Annotated in this window: 15 protein-coding genes; 9 read left to right on the top strand and 6 right to left on the bottom strand. The window is 72.1% G+C overall.

The window, feature by feature from the left end; genetic code table 11:
* Positions 1-10: 10 nt before the first annotated feature.
* The 5 genes from M4486_RS09835 to iolD all read right to left on the bottom strand — a co-directional run bounded on the left by M4486_RS09835 (position 11) and on the right by iolD (position 6,696).
* Entirely contained in the window at positions 11-1,261 is a 1,251-nt protein-coding gene (locus M4486_RS09835) for a Gfo/Idh/MocA family protein (protein WP_429798334.1), read from the bottom strand.
* A gap of 5 nt (positions 1,262-1,266) precedes the next feature.
* Entirely contained in the window at positions 1,267-2,151 is an 885-nt protein-coding gene (locus tag M4486_RS09830; protein WP_249480956.1) for a sugar phosphate isomerase/epimerase family protein, read from the bottom strand.
* A 16-nt stretch (positions 2,152-2,167) separates the two neighbouring features.
* On the bottom strand, positions 2,168-3,139 hold the full coding sequence (locus M4486_RS09825) for a TIM barrel protein (RefSeq protein WP_249480954.1): 972 nt from the start codon (positions 3,137-3,139) through the stop codon (positions 2,168-2,170).
* Between the two features lie 37 nt (positions 3,140-3,176).
* On the bottom strand, positions 3,177-4,670 hold the full coding sequence (locus tag M4486_RS09820) for a CoA-acylating methylmalonate-semialdehyde dehydrogenase (protein WP_249480953.1): 1,494 nt from the start codon (positions 4,668-4,670) through the stop codon (positions 3,177-3,179).
* A gap of 100 nt (positions 4,671-4,770) precedes the next feature.
* Entirely contained in the window at positions 4,771-6,696 is a 1,926-nt protein-coding gene (gene iolD, locus M4486_RS09815) for a 3D-(3,5/4)-trihydroxycyclohexane-1,2-dione acylhydrolase (decyclizing) (protein ID WP_249480951.1), read from the bottom strand.
* Positions 6,697-7,120: 424 nt separating this feature from the next.
* Here iolD and M4486_RS09810 point away from each other — a divergent pair, with 424 nt between their 5' ends.
* The 9 genes from M4486_RS09810 (at position 7,121) to M4486_RS09770 (ending at position 16,561) form a co-directional block, all read left to right on the top strand.
* Positions 7,121-8,314: a Gfo/Idh/MocA family protein gene (locus tag M4486_RS09810; protein WP_249480950.1), complete on the top strand. Its 1,194-nt coding sequence runs from the start codon at positions 7,121-7,123 to the stop codon at positions 8,312-8,314.
* A gap of 47 nt (positions 8,315-8,361) precedes the next feature.
* Positions 8,362-9,366, top strand: a complete 1,005-nt coding sequence (locus M4486_RS09805) for a sugar phosphate isomerase/epimerase family protein (RefSeq protein WP_249480949.1) — start codon at positions 8,362-8,364, stop codon at positions 9,364-9,366.
* A gap of 72 nt (positions 9,367-9,438) precedes the next feature.
* Complete coding sequence (locus M4486_RS09800) at positions 9,439-9,828, top strand: tautomerase family protein (RefSeq protein ID WP_249480948.1); 390 nt, start codon at positions 9,439-9,441, stop codon at positions 9,826-9,828.
* 107 nt (positions 9,829-9,935) lie between these two features.
* On the top strand, positions 9,936-10,961 hold the full coding sequence (iolC, locus tag M4486_RS09795; RefSeq protein ID WP_249480947.1) for a 5-dehydro-2-deoxygluconokinase: 1,026 nt from the start codon (positions 9,936-9,938) through the stop codon (positions 10,959-10,961).
* On the top strand, positions 10,958-11,905 hold the full coding sequence (locus M4486_RS09790; RefSeq protein ID WP_249480946.1) for a Cgl0159 family (beta/alpha)8-fold protein: 948 nt from the start codon (positions 10,958-10,960) through the stop codon (positions 11,903-11,905). Before iolC ends, M4486_RS09790 begins: the two co-directional genes overlap by 4 nt.
* A gap of 91 nt (positions 11,906-11,996) precedes the next feature.
* Positions 11,997-12,902: a 5-deoxy-glucuronate isomerase gene (gene iolB, locus M4486_RS09785; RefSeq protein WP_249480945.1), complete on the top strand. Its 906-nt coding sequence runs from the start codon at positions 11,997-11,999 to the stop codon at positions 12,900-12,902.
* Positions 12,903-12,976: 74 nt separating this feature from the next.
* Positions 12,977-14,023 carry a Gfo/Idh/MocA family protein gene (locus tag M4486_RS09780; protein WP_249480944.1) on the top strand — a complete coding sequence of 349 codons (1,047 nt, stop codon included), beginning with the start codon at positions 12,977-12,979 and terminating at the stop codon, positions 14,021-14,023.
* 38 nt (positions 14,024-14,061) lie between these two features.
* Positions 14,062-15,675, top strand: a complete 1,614-nt coding sequence (locus M4486_RS09775) for an MFS transporter (protein ID WP_249480943.1) — start codon at positions 14,062-14,064, stop codon at positions 15,673-15,675.
* A 130-nt stretch (positions 15,676-15,805) separates the two neighbouring features.
* Positions 15,806-16,561 carry a GntR family transcriptional regulator gene (locus M4486_RS09770; RefSeq protein WP_249480942.1) on the top strand — a complete coding sequence of 252 codons (756 nt, stop codon included), beginning with the start codon at positions 15,806-15,808 and terminating at the stop codon, positions 16,559-16,561.
* On the opposite strand, the gene M4486_RS09765 is transcribed toward M4486_RS09770, so the two are convergent.
* Positions 16,528-18,003: an MFS transporter gene (locus tag M4486_RS09765; protein WP_249480941.1), complete on the bottom strand. Its 1,476-nt coding sequence runs from the start codon at positions 18,001-18,003 to the stop codon at positions 16,528-16,530. The genes M4486_RS09770 and M4486_RS09765 overlap by 34 nt on opposite strands.
* Positions 18,004-18,071 lie beyond the last annotated feature (68 nt).

Genomic DNA, 18,071 nt, shown 5'->3' with positions numbered 1-18,071 from the left:
TCCGGCGTGATCACGCGCCCCAGGTGGTCCCCTCGACCTGCGGCACCTCGACCCAGCTGCGGGAGGCCGCCGAGCGCGCGATCGCCTCGGTGACCTCCGCCGCGGAGAGCCCGTCGGCCGTGTTCGGAGCGGCACCGGAGCCGCTGGCGGGCCTGGCGGCGCCGCCGGCCCCGCCGCCCTCGCCGGCCACATCCGTCAGGAACTCCGCGCACTCGATCGCCTTGAGGTCGTCGAAGCTCATCGGGATGCCGGGACCCGGCTGGAAGCGCCCGTAGTCGCCGTGCCCCGCGCCCGCGAGGACCGTCGTGTACCCGTGCTCGAGGCCGCCGTCGCCGATCATCACCTCGAACTCGTTCATCCGGGTGAAGGACCAGCGCGCCGATCCCTCGGTCCCGTACACCTCGAGGGCGTAGTCGCTGCGATGCCCACGCGCCACGCGCGAGGACTCGAGGGTCGCCCGGGTGCCGTCCGCGAGGTTCGCGAGCGCCGCCACCCAGTCCTCGTTGCCGACCTCGCCGCGCTCGGTCCCCACCTCGACGGCGCCGTGCCCCACCCCGGCCGACGTCGGGATCGGACGCTCGCGCAGGAACACGTCGGTCGCAGCGCTCACCTCGGAGATGCCCTGCCCGGTCACGTACTGGACGAGGTCCGTGCCGTGGCTCAGCAGATCGCCGATCACCCCCGCTCCTGCCCGGGAACGGTCGTAGCGCCAGGTCAGCGGGCCGTCGGGCGAGGAGGCGTAGTCGGCGTAGAGCCAGCAGCGCACGTTCGTGATCCGCCCCAGCCTCCCGGCGGCGACCAGTGCGCGCAGGTGCTCGACGGCCGGAGCGTGCCGATAGTTGAAGCCGACCGCGGTCGCGACGCCCGCCGCGCGCGCCGCCTCGTGGATCTCGCGGCTCTGCGCCGCATCCACACCCATCGGCTTCTCGATCCAGAAGGGCTTGCCGGCGCGGGCGGCCGGGAGGGCGACGTCCCGGTGCAGGAAGTTCGGCGTCGCGATCGAGACCACGTCGACCTCCGGGTCGGCGAGCATCTCCTCGACGTCGTCCACCGCGCGCTCGAAGCCGAACTGCGCGCGCGCCGCGCGCTGGTTCTCGGGCAGCGGGTCCGCCGCGCACACGAGGCGCGGGGCGAGGCCCAGCTCCGGATAGCGCGCCGCCAGGTTCCGGTACGAGCTCGCATGCAGTCGGCCCATCCAGCCCAGGCCCACGACGCCCACCCCGAGGGAGCGCGGGCTGTTCTCCGCGTTCGTCGCCTCCACCGCCATCACTCCCCTCCGAGCTCGGTGAGGATCCGCTCGCGCATGCGGCGGTTGATGGCGTCGGCGTCCTCCTCCCAGCCGAACACGCACACGGACACCGGTCCGTCGTACTCGCGCTCGCGCAGGGCGGAGAAGGCGTCGTCCCAGTCGATCTCGCCGTTGCCGATCTCGTTGTGCTGGTGCACGCGGGCGTCGACCCCGGGCGGGTTCACGATGTAGCGGTTGCCCACGTTCGCCGTGTGGTCGAAGACGTCGGCGATGTGCAGGTGGCGCAGGCGGTCACCCGCGTAGTCGAGCATGTCGCGCACGCTCGCGCCCGGCGCGCCCGGTGCTCCGCCGCCCAGGTGGAAGGCGTGGGGGAAGCAGAACTCGTAGTTGAACCAGTCCCGGTCCACGCCGCGCACGATCTGCACCGCGCGCTCGTTCGTCTCGGCGAAGTCGTACGGGTGCGCCTCGACCGTGCACTCGATGCCGTAGCGCTCGAAGTCGGGGATGAGCTCCTCGATGGAGCGGTAGAACTGCGACTCGCTGCGCCGGGGCTGGTTCGGGTCCCCGGAGAGCTCGGTGGCGATCATGGGCACCTCGAGGGCGTCGGCGATCTCCAGCAGCCGCCGCCAGTTGCGCACCTGCGCCTGGCGCTCCTGCTCATCGGGGTTCGACCAGTCGAAGACGGGGTTGAACGTCCAGATCCGCACCCCCGTGTCCTTCATCGCCTGAGCGACCTCGGCGATCTGGTGACGGTCCACCTTGGGGTAGTGGTGCCACTCGTGGAAGTCGGCGCGCGGGGACAGTTCGATGTACCGGAAGCCGAGCTCGGCCGCCTTGTGCACCTCCTGCGCGACGGAGAGGTGCGGGTGGTACATGCTCGGATCCAGCAGGACCTTCACCATGGGGGTCTCCCTCGTCTCAGGCGTGCTTCAGGCCCAGGCCGCACTCGGCCAGGAACTCGCGGGTCTTCACGGCATTGGGCAGGGGCAGCGACGGATCACAGGGGTAGAGGTCCTGCTCGCAGATCACGTAGAGGTCCTTGTCGAGCGTCGCGAGCTTCGCCACCAGGTCCTTCATGTCGGGCAGCCCGGCCGGCGGACGCACCGAGGCGCCCTTCGCCACGGTCTGCCCGAAGGGCCAGTCCTTCTCGTGCGCCTCGCGGGTGATGTCGGCGTCGAAGGCCTTGATGTGGACGTAGCCGATGCGGTCGGGGTACTCGTCGATCATCGAGACCGGGTCGCCGCCGCCGTAGACGACGTGCCCGGTGTCCAGGCAGAACGAGACCAGATCCGGGTCCGTCGCCTCGAAGACGCGCGCGATCTCCTCGGGCGTCTCGATGTGGCTGTCCCCGTGCGGGTGCAGCACCATCGTCAGCCCGTAGTCCTCCTTGAGGATCCGCCCCAGCTCGTTGGCGTGGGTGACGTAGAGCTTCCAGGCCTCGCCCGTCAGCTGCCGGTCGTCCGTGAACTCCCAGGTCTTGTCGTCGCGGTACAGCGGGGGCAGGTGCACCATGTACTCCGCGCCGACGGCCGCGTGGGTCTCGGCGATCGCCCGGAAGGTGCGCTCCGTCTCCGGCCAGGCCTCCTCCTTGTGCAGGATGCCCCAGCCGGTGCCCGCGACCACGCGGAAGCCGTGCTCGTCCATGACGTGCTTCAGGTCGGCGGCGTCCTGGGGGAAGTACCCCCAGGGTCCCGTCTCCATGACGGAGAAGCCGGCCTCGGCCATCTCCGCGAGCGCCGTGCGCCAGGGGATCTGCTGCTCGTCCTGGGGGAACCACACGCCCCATTGGTCCGGGCACACGCCGATCGTCAGGCGGTCGAACGGCGCCTCGGGATTGCGCGAGAGGTCGGTGGTCGCCGGAGTGGGCGCGGGGGAGTGCGCAGAGGTCACGGGGTCATCTCCTTCGATGGGGCGGTGGGAGCGGGTCTCAGTCGTGCGTCGGGAAGCTCATGGACGCCTCGACGTGCTCGTCCTGGCGGGGCCAGCGCGAGGTGACCGCCTTCTGCTTCGTGTAGAACTCGAGGCCCTCGGGGCCGTGCGCGTGGTGCTCGCCGAACAGCGAGTCCTTCCAGCCGCCGAAGGAGTAGTAGCCCACCGGCGTCGGGATCGGCACGTTGATGCCGACCATGCCCACCTGGACCTCCTCCTGGTAGCGGCGCGCGTAGTGGCCGGAGCCGGTGAAGATCGCGGTGCCGTTGCCGAAGCGCGAGGAGTTCACGAGCTCGATGGCCTCGTCGAAGTTGTGGACGTGCATGACCACCAGCAGCGGCCCGAAGACCTCCTCGGTGTACGTGGGGTGATCGGCGGGGAGGTCGGTGACGACCGTCGGCCCCACGAAGTTGCCGTTCTCGAAGCCCTCGACGACCAGGCCGCGCCCGTCCACGACGATCCGGCCGCCGGCCTGCTCGGCCTCGTCGGCCATGCGGACGACCCGCTCGCGGGCGTCCTTCGTGATCACCGGCGGCATGTCGGTCGCCGGGTCGGAGCCGGGGCCGACGGTGAGCTTCGCGGCCTCGGCGGCGATCGCCTCGAGGAAGGGTTCGTGGGCGTCGCCGACGGTCACGGCGACCGGGACGGCCATGCAGCGCTCGCCCGCGGAGCCGAAGGCGCCCGAGGCGACCTGCGCGGCCGCGAACTCGACGTTCGCGTCCGGCATCACCACGGCGTGGTTGTTCGCGCCGCCGAGGGCCTGCACCCGCTTGCCGGCCGCGGACGCGGTGGCGTGCACGTGCTTCGCGATCGGGGTCGAGCCGACGAAGGAGACCGCGGCGATCTGCTCGTGCGTGCACAGCGCGTCGACCGTGTCCTTGCCGCCGTGGACGACCTGGAAGACGCCGTCGGGCAGCCCGGCCTCCTGGTAGAGGCGCGCGACGATGTTCGAGGCGGAGGGGTCGCGCTCGGAGGGCTTGAGGATGAAGGCGTTGCCGGTGGCGATCGCGATCGGGTGCATCCAGAAGGGCACCATCGCCGGGAAGTTGAAGGGCGTGATGCCGGCGACGACGCCGAGCGGCTGGCGGAAGGTGAACCCGTCCACGCCGGTCGAGACGTTCTCGGAGAACCCGCCCTTGAGGTCCTGGGTGATCGAGGTGGCGAACTCGAGGGTCTCCTGGCCGCGGGCGATCTCGCCGCGGGCGTCGGCGACGGTCTTGCCGTGCTCGCGGGAGATGACCTCCGCGATCTCGTCCGTCGCGTCGATCAGCAGCTGGCGCATCCGGTACATGATCTGGGTGCGCTTGGCGAGCGAGACCTTCGACCACTCGCGCTGGGCGGCCACGGCGACCTGCACGGCCTGGTCGACGGTCCCCGCGTCGCCCAGGTGCAGGGTCGCGATCTCCTCGTTGGTCGCCGGGTTCAGGATGGGCTGGGTGGAGCCGGTGCCCTCGGCCTCGCGGCCGTCGATCCAGTGCTTGACGTCGGTCATGGTTCCTCCGTGGTGGTCTCGGATGGTGTGGTCTCGGGTGGAGCGGTGATGAAGGGGGTTCTGTCGGCGGTGTCGGCGGTGCGCGGGCGCGGCCCGCGGGTCACAGGTAGTGGCGCTGCGGCGCCTTCTCCGCCTCGTAGCGCGCGGAGGCCTCCTGCGTGGAGCCCAGGCGGGAGACCTGGGAGACGGGCACGTCCCACCAGCCGATGCCGGGCGGGTTCGGCCCGTACAGGTCGGTGTTCACGACGATCGCGGCGGCGTGCTCGGAGTCCTCGGCCCGGCGGTAGGCGGCGCGGAAGTCGTCCGTCGAGGAGACCTCGCTGACCTCGATGCCGTACGAGCGGATGTTCGCGGCGATGTCCATCGGCAGCTTCGCGCCGTCGAGCAGGCCGGTCTTCTCGTTGCGCATGCGGTACTTGGTGCCGAAGCGCTGCGAGCCGTGGGACTCGGACAGGGAGCCGATCGAGGACCAGCCGTGGTTCTGCAGGATCACGAGGATGACCTTCACGTCCTCGGCGACGATCGTCGCGATCTCCTGCGGCGCCATCTGGAAGGTGCCGTCGCCGATGATCGCGACGACCTCGCTGTCCGGGGCCGCCAGCTTCGCGCCCAGGGACGCGGGCAGCTCGTAGCCCATGCACGAGTAGCCGTACTCGAGGTGGTACTGCAGGGGAGTGCGGGCCCGCCACAGCGCCTGCAGGTCGCCGGGCATCGAGCCCGCGGCGTTGATGACGATGTCCTCGTCCCCCAAGAGCTCGTTGAGGGCGCCGAAGATCTCGGTCTGCGCGGGCAGCTCCTGGTCGTGCGGGGCGAAGCAGGGTGCGCTGCGCTCCTCCCAGGCGGCGACGAGCTCGCGGGCCCGGTCCCGGTGCTCCTGCGGGGCCTTCTCGCCCGCGAGCCCCGCGGTGAGGGCCTCGAGGCCGGCGCGGGCGTCGGCCACGAGCATCTCCGCCGAGTGCTTGGCGGCGTCGAAGGCCTTCACGTTGAGGTTCACGAAGCGCACGTCGGGGTTGCGGAAGGCGGTGTGCGAGGCGGTCGTGAAGTCCGTGTACCGGGTGCCGACGCCGATCACGACGTCCGCCTCCGCGGCGAGCGTGTTCGCCGCGTCGTTGCCGGTCGCGCCCACGCCGCCGACGCTCGAAGGGTGGTCGGCGCTGATCGCGCCCTTGCCCGCCTGGGTGTCGGCCACGGGGATGCCGGTGGCGTCGGCGAAGGCGGCGAGGGCCGCGCTCGCCTCGGAGTAGACCGCGCCGCCGCCGGCGACGACGAGGGGCCGCCTGGCCGAGCGGATCACCGCGAGGGCGCGCTCGAGCGCGGCGGGCTCGGGGACCGGCCGGCCGACGTGCCAGGTGCGCTCGCGGAAGAACTCGAGCGGCCAGTCGTGGGCCTCGGCCTGGACGTCCTGGGGGAGCGCGAGGGTGACGGCGCCGGTCTCGGCCGGGTCGGTGAGCACGCGCATCGCCGCCAGCGCGCTCGGGATGAGCTGCTCGGGGCGCCAGATGCGGTCGAAGAAGCGGGAGACGGGGCGGAAGGCGTCGTTGACGGTGACGTCCATGGCGCGCTCGTCCTCGAGCTGCTGGAGCACGGGGTCCACGGCGCGGCTGGCGAAGACGTCGCTGGGCAGGATCAGCACGGGGATCCGGTCGATCGTCGCGAGCGCCGCACCGGTGACCATGTTCGTCGACCCGGGGCCGATGGAGGCTGTGCAGGCGAGGGTCTGCAGACGGTTCTTGGTGCGCGCGTAGGCGACGGCCGCGTGCACCATGTTCTGCTCGTTGCGCGCCTGGTAGTAGGGCATCTCGGCCTCGCCGTCGGCGGGGTCGACCGCGTTCTGCAGGAGGGCCTGGCCCACGCCCGCCACGTTGCCGTGGCCGAAGATCCCGAAGGTGCCCGCGATCAGCCGCTGCCGCTCGCCGTCGCGCTCCGTGTACTGGGCGGAGAGGAAGCGGACGAGGGCCTGGCCGACGGTGAGGCGGATGGTCGCGCCCTCCTGGGCGCCGCTGACGTTTCCGCTGTGCTCACTCATGCTGCCTCCGTGGACGGGACGGCCGGCCGCCCTGGGCGGTCCGGGATTCGTGCGACCGCCGGGACCTGACGACTCGGCGGTGGGTCGTGGGAACAGCATGCCGACAACCGGACCTGCATGTCAATCTTTTGTATTGACAAGCGAGATGCGGTGGCGGGTTCAAGGCGTGCACCGACATCCGCGCCGATGAGGTGCGGAGCCCTTCGGATCGCGTGCGAACAGGCCTTCCCTGGTCGGCGATGGCGTGCTACGGTCCTCGGCTATCGGACGTGACGAGCACTTTGACCGGACAAGGAACGTCCGGCAGGGTGGATCCGCGCACCGTGGCACCACGATTCCCCGCCGGCCCGCCGCTCGGCTCTCCACGTACCCCGGCGGCCGGCCGTCGACGCCGAACCCGCCGCACCCACCGGAAGGACTCCCCATGAGCACCTCGCCCCTCTCCGTCGCCGTCATCGGAGCCGGCATGGCCGGCCGCACCCACGCCAACGCCTGGCGCCAGGCCGGCACCGTCTTCGGCCTGGGCCTGCCGCCCGTGCGCCTGGCGACGATCGCCGACGCCCACCTGCCCTTCGCCGAGGACGCCGCCGCCCACTACGGGTACGAGACGGCCGTGGGCGACTGGCGCGAGGTCGCCGACGACCCCTCGATCGACGTCGTCTCGATCGTGGTCGGCAACGCCCTGCACCGCGAGATCGCCGAGGCGATGGTGGCCGCGGGCAAGCACGTGCTGTGCGAGAAGCCGCTCGCGGGCACCCTCGAGGACGCCGAGGCCATGGCCGTGCTCGAGGCCGCCCACCCCGACCTCGTGCTGGCCACCGGCTTCACCTTCCGCCGCAACCCCGCCGTCGCCCAGCTCGCCCGGCTCGTGGCCGACGGCGCCCTCGGCACGGTCAACCACCTCGACGCCCGCTACTGGTGCGACTACGGCGCCGACCCGCTGGTCCCGATCGCCTGGCGGTACAAGGGGCCGATGGGGACCGGCGCCCTCGGCGACATCGGCAGCCACCTCGTGGACACGGCCGAGCTCATCGGAGGCCCCATCGCCTCGGTCTCGGGCGCGGTGCTCACCACCTCGATCACCGAGCGCCCCGTCGCGAGCGGCGCGGTCGCGGGCGGCCGCGGCGTCACCGCGAGCGCCGACGATCCAACCGAGCCCGTCGAGAACGACGACGTCGCGACGTTCACCGCCCACTTCGCGAGCGGCGCCGCCGGCACCTTCTCCTGCTCCCGCGTGGCTTTCGGCCGGCCCAACCAGATGATGATCGACGTCTCCGGCAGCCACGGCTCGGCGAGCTGGGACCTCGCCCGCACCGGGGAGATCCGTGTGGCCGACGGCTCGAGCCCCGCGGGCCTCGGCGGCTTCCGCCAGGTGCTCGCGAACCCCGGCTTCCCGTACTTCGGCAACGGGTCGTCGATGGCCTTCGCGGGCGTCGGCCTCAACCAGATCGAGCAGTTCACCTACCAGGCCCACGCCTTCCTGCAGCAGGTCGCCGGGATCGACGAGGGCGCCCTGCCGCCCTGCGCGAGCTTCGCCGACGGTTACCGCGAGATGCGCATCCTCGACGCCGTGGCCCGCTCCGCCGGGGCCGGCGGCACGAGCGTCGAGATCGCCTGACCCTTCCCGCCGCGCAGCCATCCCACGACCGAGAGGAACCCTCCACCATGGCATTCACCTACGGCGCCTACACCGCCTGCCTCCAGGACCGCACCCTCGAGGAGGCCCTCGACGTGCTCGCAGGGCTCGGCCTCACCGGGGCGGAGGTCAACACCGGAGGCTTCATCCCCTCCCCGCATGCGCCCGTCGACCTGCTGCTCGCGAGCGAGCGGGCCCGCCGCGACTACCTCGCGGTCTTCGCCGACCGGGGCATGGCCCTCACCGGGCTCACGGTCTCCGGCAACCCGCTCTCGCCGCTGCCCAGCGAGGGCCTCGGGCATGCCGAGGACCTGCGCCGCACCATCGAGCTCGCCGGCGCCCTCGAGGTCCCCGAGGTCGTCGCCATGTCCGGCACGCCCGGCACCGACCCCGGCGCCCGCTATCCGGCGTGGATCGTGAACCCCTGGAACGGCATCGAACTCGAGATCCTCGAGCACCAGTGGTCCGTCGCCGTGCCGTTCTGGAAGCGGATCGACGCCCTGGCCCGCGAGCGCGACGTGAAGGTGGCCCTCGAGCTGCACCCGCGCAACATCGCCTTCAGCCCGCCCAGCTTCGAGGAGTTCGTGGAGCGCGTCGAGCCCACGCACATCGGGGTGAACCTCGACCCCTCGCACCTGTTCTGGCAGCAGATGGAGCCGATCGACTGCATCGAGCGCCTCGGGTCGCACATCCTCCACGTGCACGCGAAGGACACGGCGGTGCTGGCCGGGGCGGCGACCCGCGGCGTGCTCGACACCGATTTCGGCCCGGTGCCCGAGGACCCGGCCCAGCGCACCCCCACCGGCATCGGCCACTGGTGCTCGACCTGGCCCGAGGATCCCGCCTGGCGGTTCGTGGCGCTCGGGGAGGGGCACGACGTCGGCTACTGGACCCGCTTCCTGCAGGCCCTCGCGGCCGTCGACGCGGACCTCAGCATCAACATCGAGCACGAGGACGCCGCCCTCGGCCGCATCGAGGGCATCGAGCGCGGCGCCCGCACCCTGCTCGCCGCCGCGGAGGCCTCGGGCGCCTGAGGCGGCCACCCCCGACGAGCCCCGACGACTCCGTCGACCCAGGGCGACCCGCCGAGAACGAGGAGGACTCCCATGCCGCTGGTGCGGATGACCATGCAGGAGGGGCGCACGCCCCAGCAGAAGCGGCGTCTGGCGGACGTCGTCCAGGACGTGATGCTCGAGCACTTCTCGGCCCCGCCCGGGGACCGCTACCAGATCCTCGAGGAGCTGCCCGTGGGCAGCATCATCGCGGAGGACACGGGGCTGGGTATCGAGCGCAGCGACGGCGTGACCATCATCCAGATCCTCCAGCAGGGGCGCTCGCAGGAGCAGAAGCAGGCGATCTTCGCCGAGCTCGCCCGGCGGCTGGGGGAGGAGGGGCTCGTGCGGCCCGAGGACCTCATCGTCTCCGTCGCGGAGAACGGCCGGGAGGACTGGTCCTTCGGCCACGGCCGCGCGCAGTTCCTCACCGGGGAGCTCTGAGCACCCGGCCGCCCCGCCCCTGATCCATTTGTATGGACATAGATCAGGAATCGTGGGAACATGTTGGCACGCGCAACGTCGCACGACCGCAGAGAGGCATCAGTTCCATGGCAGCAGCAGATCTCGACATCATCACCTTCGGCCGCAGCGGGGTGGACCTGTACCCCCTCGCGGTGGGCACCGGACTCGAGGACGTCTTCAGCTTCGGCAAGTTCCTGGGCGGCAGCCCCGCGAACGTCGCCGTCGCCGCGGCCCGCCTGGGCCACCGCCCCGCGGTGATCACCGGGGTGGGGGACGACCCCTTCGGCGGGTACGTGAAGCAGGAGCTCGTGCGCCTCGGGGTGGACGACGGCTTCGTCATCACGGCCGACGACCTCAACACCCCCATCACCTTCTGCGAGATCTACCCGCCCGACGACTTCCCGCTGTACTTCTACCGCAGGCCCAGCGCACCGGACCTGCAGGTCCGGCCCGAGGACCTCGACCTCGCGGCGATCCGCGAGGTCCCGCTGTTCTGGTTCTCCGGCACCGGCCTCTCCGAGGAGCCCAGCCGCTCCGCGCACCACGCGGCGCTCGAGGCACGCGGCCGCACCCGCCACACGGTCTTCGACCTCGACTACCGGCCGATGTTCTGGTCCTCCGTCGAGGAGGCGCGCGAGGAGTACCGCCGCGCCCTCCAGCACGCGACGGTCGCCGTGGGCAACCGCGAGGAGTGCGAGGTCGCCGTGGGCGAGACCGAGCCCGAGCGCGCCGCCGACGCCCTCCTGGAGGCAGGCGTCGAGATCGCGATCGTCAAGCAGGGCCCCAAGGGCGTGCTCGGCAAGACCCGCGACGAGCGCGTCGAGGTCGCCCCCAACCTCATCCAGGTGATCAACGGGCTCGGCGCCGGGGACAGCTTCGGCGGGTCCCTGTGCCACGGCCTGCTCAGCGGCCAGTCGCTCACCGAGACCCTCACCCGCTGCAACGCGGCCGGCGCGATCGTCACCAGCCGTCTGGAGTGCTCGACGGCCATGCCGACCACCGAGGAGATCGACCTGCTGCTGGACGGCGGGGACCCCAACCACGGCCAGACCATCGACCAGATGCTCGCGGGGATCCGCTCCCGCGGCCTCGGGGAGGACGCGCAGCGATGACAGCAGACCCGACCAGCCGGACCCCGTCGACCGGCACCGCAGAGCCGACCGGGACCGGGGACGACGCCTTCGTCGCCACCTACGAGGACGTCACCCGGGTGCGCATCGAGGATCCGGGCCGGATCGGCCGGCTGCTCGCGCGCCGCGCGCGGCGCACCGTCGCCGACACCGACGGCTCGATGCTCATCGTCGCCGCCGACCACCCCGCCCGCGGGGCCCTCGGCGTGGGCGCGCGCACCGAGGCGATGGCCAGCCGCACCGACATGCTCGACCGCATGCGCACCGCGCTCGCCGTGCCCGGCGTCGACGGCGTGCTCGGGACGGCCGACGTGCTCGAGGACCTGCTGCTCATGGGCGCCCTCGAGGACAAGGTCGTGTTCGCCTCCATGAACCGCGGCGGCCTGCAGGGCGGCTCCTGGGAGATCGAGGACCGCTTCACCTCCTACGACGCCGAGTCCATCGCGCGGGCCGGTTTCGCGGGAGGCAAGATGCTCACCCGCATCGACCTCGGCGACGACCGCACCTCGAAGACGCTGAAGTGGAGCGCCGAGGCGATCGACGAGCTCGCCGCGCGCGAGCTCATCGCCATGGTCGAGCCCTTCTGGTCCTCACGGCAGGGAGGCAGGGTCGTCAACGACCTCAGCCCCGAGGCCGTCATCCGCTCGATCCACGTCGCCCAGGGCCTCGGGACGACCAGCGCGTACACGTGGCTGAAGCTGCCCGCGGTGGCGGACATGGCCCGTGTCATGGACGCGACCACGCTGCCCACCCTGATCCTCGGCGGGGACCCCGGAGCGACCGACCCGGAGGCCGTCTACGCGACCTGGCGCGAGGCGCTCGCCCGGCCCAACGTGCGCGGCCTCGTCGTCGGCCGCAGCCTGCTCTACCCGGCCGACGACGACGTGCGCGGGGCCGTGAGCACCGCCGCGAGCATGATCCGCTGATGCCCGGCCGCCCGCGGCATCGGGCGCAGGCATCGGCACGAGCACACCCACACCGACCAGGCACACCCACCCCGACCAGAAGGGCGAGAGCATGAGCGAGCTGCACATCCCCGCGGGGACCTCGGCGCAGGCCCCCTACGACACCGTCATCGACCCCGGAGAGCGCGAGGACTGGGTCCACACCGGCCTGCGCGTCCTCGCGCTCGAGCCGGGAGGCTCCGCGCGCCTGGGCACCGGCCGCACCGAGATCATGGTGGTGCCGCTCGGCGGCTCCTGCAGCGTGCAGGTCTCCGACCGCGACGGCGACCACGAGTTCGAGCTCGCCGGGCGCAGCGACGTCTTCGCCTCGGCGACCGACGTGGCCTACGCGGGCATCGAGTCCACCCTCACGGTGCGCAGCGCGCAGGGCGGCCGCTTCGCCCTCGCCATCGCGGTCGCGACCTCCTTCCACCCCGCGGCCCGCGTGGCCGCCCAGGACGTCCCCGTGGAGGTCCGCGGCGGCGGGAACATGACCCGTCAGGTGCGCAACTTCGGCACCGTCGGCTCCTTCGACGACTGCGACTCGATCATCGCCTGCGAGGTCATCACGCCCGGCGGCAACTGGTCGAGCTACCCCGCCCACAAGCACGACGAGACGGTCGAGGACCCGGAGCGTCCCGAGTCCGAGCTCGAGGAGATCTACTACTACGAGATCCAGGACGCGCCCGACGGCGGCCCCGGCTTCGGCTACCACCAGACCACCCAGGCCGACCCCGAGCGTCCGATCGAAGTGCTCGTCGAGGTCCGCAGCGGCGACGTCGTGCTCGTGCCCCACGGCTGGCACGGCCCGTGCGCCGCGGCGCCCGGCCACGCCATGTACTACCTCAACGTGATGGCCGGTCCCGGCGCCGAGCGGGCCTGGAACATCACCGACCGTCCCGACCAGACCTGGGTGCGCGGCACCTGGGACGAGCTCGGCCCCGACCCGCGCCTCGTCGAGGGCGCCGACGGGGCCTGACGGCCCGTCCCGCGCCTCCCGTCGGCCCCGCTCCCGCGCCGCCCTCATCCGTCCCGTTTCGAAGGAGAGACCCCATGAGCACCACCCCCAGCACCTCCGCATCCCTCCCGGCCGACGTCCGCGTCGGCGTCATCGGCGTCGGCCAGATGGGCGCCGACCACGTCACCCGCATCCGCGACCGCATCAAGGGCGCGCGCGTGAGCGTCGTGACCGACTACTTCACGGACAAGGCCCAGGAGATCGCCGACACCGTCCCCGGCGCGCGCGTGGTGGACACCCCCGAGGAGCTCATCGCCGCCGACGACGTCGACGCCGTGCTCATCGCGAGCCCCGGGAAGTTCCACCGCGACCAGGCGATCGCCTGCATCGATGCCGGCAAGCCCGTGCTCTGCGAGAAGCCGCTCGCGATGAACCCCGAGGACGCCTTCCAGGTGGTCGCGGCCGAGAAGGCCTCGGGCGGCCAGTACCTCTCGCTCGGCTTCATGCGCCGCTTCGACCGCGGGTACGCCGAGCTGCATGACGCGATCTCCTCGGGCGAGCTCGGCGAGATCAGCATCGTCAACTGCAAGCACCGCAACGCGACCACGCTGCCGGGCTTCGTCGACTCGATGATGGTGTACGACTCCGCCGTCCACGAGGTCGACGCGATCCACTACTTCCTCGACGAGCCGATCACCGCGGTGCAGGCGGTCCTGCCCGTCCCCGGCCCGCGGGCCGACGAGGGCCAGCACGACCCGATGCTGCTGCTGTTCCGCACGGCCTCGGGCCGCATCGTCACCGACGAGCTCTACGTCAACACCTCCTCGGGATACGAGGTGCGCACCGAGGTGCTGGGCTCGAAGGGCATCGCCACCATCGGCCAGGAGTCCGGCCGCGTCACCACCCACCTCGAGGGCTCGCGCTGGGGTGGGGAGATCCCCGGGGACTTCCGCCCCCGCTTCATCGACGCCTACGACGCCGAGGTCCAGGCCTGGATCGCCGCCGTCGCCGGCGGCACCAACGTCGCCGAGCGCTCGGCCCGCGCGTGGGACGGCTACCTCGCCGCCGCCGCGTGCGAGGCCGCCGAGAAGGCGCTCACCGCCGACGGGTTCGTCCCGGTCGACACGCGCGAGCGTCCCTGAGCCCCTCCCCGCCCTGACGCTGTCCCAGGAGGACGACGATGTCTTCACCCCGCTCCGAGCTGCCCGACGGGCACGTCCCGACCACCGGCGAGATCCCGACCCTGGTCTCGCGGATCTCCGCCTCCGGCCGGCGTCGCGGCCCGCTGGTGATCGCGGCCATCGCGACCATGGGCTCCCTGCTGTTCGGCTACGACACGGGCGTCATCGCCGGCGCCCTGCCGTACATGCATCTGCCCACCGCCGCCGGCGGCCTGGGGCTGAGCGCCGCGGAGGAGGGTCTGGTCACCTCGCTGCTCGCCTTCGGCGCGGCCGCGGGGGCGCTGCTGGGCGGACAGCTCAACGACCGGATCGGCCGGCGCCGGGCGATCATGCTGCTGGCGATCCTGTTCGTCGTCGGCACGCTGGGCTGCACGTTCGCCCCGAACGTCGCCGTGATCGCGCCCTTCCGCTTCATCCTCGGCATGGCCGTCGGCGGCGCCTCCTCGACCGTCCCGCTGTATCTCGCCGAGGCCGCGCCCAAGCGGATCCGCGGGCCGCTCGTGGCCGTCGACCAGTTCATGATCGTCTTCGGCCAGTTCGTCGCCTACTCGCTGAACGCCGTCATCGCCCACATGCACTCGGCCCCGCAGGCCGTCGTCGAGAACGACCCCTCCGGCGCGTACCGGCCGGGGGAGACCGTGTCCTGGGACGTGCTCCAGCACATCGAGGGCGTGGTGGTCTCGAGCGGCAACGGCGAGGCCTGGCGGTGGATGCTCGTGCTCGCCACGATCCCCGCGATCGTGCTCTGGGTGGGCATGCGGGTGATGCCGGAGTCGCCCCGCTGGTTCGCCGCGAACAAGCGGTACTACGAGGTCATCGGGACCCTGAAGGCCCTGCGCGATCCCGCCAAGGACGATGTCGCCGACGAGGTCGTCGAGATGGTCGAGCTCGAGGAGAAGCAGTCGACGCAGGTCGAGTGGACGCTGCGGCAGGGCTTCCGGCGGCGCTGGGCGCGCCGGCTCATCCTCATCGGCATCATGCTGGGGATCTTCGACCAGCTCACGGGCATCAACACCGCCATGTGGTACATGCCCACGATCCTCGGCGCGGCCGGCTTCTCCACGGCCGACGCGATCACCCTGAACGTCGTCACGGGCGCCGTCTCCGCCGTCGGCTCGGCGGTCGGGCTGTACGTCGTCTACCGCTTCGCCCGTCGGCACGTGGGCATGGCCCAGGAGCTCGGCGTGGCGATCGCCCTGTTCGCCCTCGCCGCGCTCTTCCACTTCGGGGTCGAGCCCCACATGAGCGCCGACGGGTCGATCGCGGACACCATCCCCACCCTCGTGCCGTGGCTGATCCTGGTGGTGGTCTCCCTGTTCGTCTTCGCCAAGCAGGCCGGCACCGTCACCTGGGTGCTGCTCGCGGAGATCTTCCCCGCGAAGATCCGCGGCGGCGCGCAGGGCATCTCCGTGGGCACGCTGTGGCTGTTCAACGGCATCGTCGCGGCGGTGTTCCCCTCGATGATGGCCGGTCTCGGCGGCGCGAGGACGTACCTCGTGTTCGCGATCATCAACGTCATCGCCTTCCTGTTCTACTGGCGCGTCGTCCCCGAGACCCGCGGGGTCTCGCTCGAGGAGTTCGAGGAGCGCTACCAGGCCGCCCACGGGGAATGACCCGCGGGCACGCGGAGGCCGCGGCGGGGACCGGGACCCGGACGACCCCGACCCCGCCGCGGCGCCGCACACCCTGTGTACATTTGTCCGGACACGCGGCGCCGCAGCCGCGCACGAGGAGGAGACGTCCATGACCGCGGATCCCGCGCGCCCCACCGAGCTGAGCATCCCGATCGCGCGCGGCTCCTCCACCCCGCTCTACCTCCAGCTCTCCGCGGCGATCGAGGGCGCGATCCGCGAGGGCACCCTGGTGCCGGGCTCGCGCATCGAGAACGAGCTGCAGCTCGCCGGCCGCCTCGGCCTCTCGCGCCCCACGGTCCGCCAGGGCATCCAGGAGCTCGTGGACAAGGGGCTGCTTGTGCGCAAGCGCGGGGTGGGCACCCAGGTCGTCGAGTCCCAGGTCAACCGTCCGGTGGCGCTCACCTCCCTGTACGACGACCTCGCGCGCGAGGGCAAGCATCCGCGCACCGAGGTCCTCGAGTACCGGATCGGACGGCCCACGGCCGAGGCCGCGGGGCGCCTGCTGCTGGACACCGGGGAGCTCGTCCTGGACCTCATGCGCGTGCGCTATGCGGACGACGAGCCGCTGGCCGTCATGCGCAACACCCTGCCCGAGCGCATCGCCCCCAGCCGCGAGGACCTGCTCGAGAAGGGCCTGTACGCGGCGCTCCGGGAGCGTGGGATCGCCACGGCCGTCGGCCATCAGAGGATCGGCGCGATCACGGCCGACGAGGAGAACGCGGCCCTGCTGGGGGAGACCGTGGGCGCGGCGCTGCTGACCATGGACCGCAAGTCCTTCGCGAACGACGGCGCCGTCATCGAGTACGGCCACCACGTCTACCGCGCCTCGCGCTACTCCTTCGAGGTCACGCTCGTCGACGGCTGAGCGGCCGGCCCGAGGTCGCCCGCGCGCCCCGCCGCGCCGAGGCGGATCGGCACGAACGCGAGCAGCCCCAGCGCGATCACGACGATGATCCCGAGGATGCCCATGCGCGTGTCGTGGAACAGCCACACGGTGAGAGAGAACGCCGCGGTGCCGAGGAAGCCGAGCGCGCGCCCGGTGGTCGCGTAGAGGCCGAAGTTCTCCGTCTCGTGCCCGGGCTCCGAGAGCCGCGTGAGCAGGTTCCGCGAGGAGGACTGCACGGGCCCGACGAACAGGCAGATCGCGAGCCCCGCGACCCAGAACACGATCTGCGCGTCGATCGCGAAGACCACCAGGCCCAGCACCACGATCGCCGCGCAGCCCGCGATGATCACGGCCCGCGAGCCCACGCGGTCGTCGACCCGACCGCCCACGAACACGCCGATGCCGGCCACGAGGTTCGCGGCGATCCCGAAGACGATCACCTGCACGGTCGAGAAGCCGTAGGCGTTGGCCGCGAGGACGCCGGCCACGGAGAACACCGCGCCGAGGCCGTCGCGGTAGATCGCGGAGGCGACGAGGTAGGCGAGGGTCACGGGCTCCTCGCGGAAGGCCCGGATCACGCGGCGCACGATGGTCGCGTACCCCTGCCACGGCGTCCAGCGGACGCGGGCGCCGCCGGCGCCAGGGGTCCCGTCGGCCGGGATCCGGCCCTCGAGCCCGGCCCTGCCGCGATGCCGCGGCGCCCACAGCATGAGGGGGAGGGTGCCCAGCAGGATCCAGACGGCGACGAACAGCGGGATCGCCCGCAGGTTCCAGCCGTCGTCCCCCGTGATGCCGAGGATCCCCGTCCCCGGCATCACGAACAGCACGAGGACCAGGCCCAGGCACACGATCGATCCCCAGTAGCCGACCGCCCACGCGGTGCCGGAGACGCGGCCGCGGTCGGCGGGCGTCGAGATCTCCGGCAGCACGGAGTTCACGAAGACGCCGGCGAGCTCGGAGAAGACCACTCCCAGCGCGATCAGCGCCGCGCCCAGGGTGAGGAAGGCGGGGTCCCTGGCGATCAGCGGCATCAGCGCCACGGTCACCACGGTCGCGAGCGTCGTGACGCGCAGCAGGGTGTTGCGCGCCCCGCCGGAGTCGGCGAGGTTCCCCAGCAGCGGGGCGAGCAGGGCGATCGCGACCGCGCCGGCCGCCTGCCAGGAGGTGAGGACCTGGGAGCCGTGGTCCTGGGCGGCCTTGAGGGCCTCCTCGCCCACGGCGCCCTGGGTCGCGACCGCGTTCGTCACGTAGGTCGCGAACACGAAGGTGAGGATCACGGAGCTGAAGGCGGACATGCCCCCGTCCCAGAGGGCGAAGGAGACCTTCGCCCTGCGTCCCCCGCGCGCGGGGGACGAGTGGACGGAGGAGGAGGCGGGCCCGGACGGGCCGGGAGCGACGGACCCAGCGGTGGGGGAGGCCATGGGAGCACTCTAGGGGGCGCGCCGCGCCGTATTCCCGATCCGTCTGCGGATCGGTGCGGGATGCCCGA

This window comes from Brachybacterium kimchii (assembly GCF_023373525.1).
Lineage (GTDB): Bacteria > Actinomycetota > Actinomycetes > Actinomycetales > Dermabacteraceae > Brachybacterium > Brachybacterium kimchii.
The sequence above is the reverse complement of the archived record's forward strand: the minus strand, read 5'-3'. Positions and strand labels throughout refer to the sequence as shown.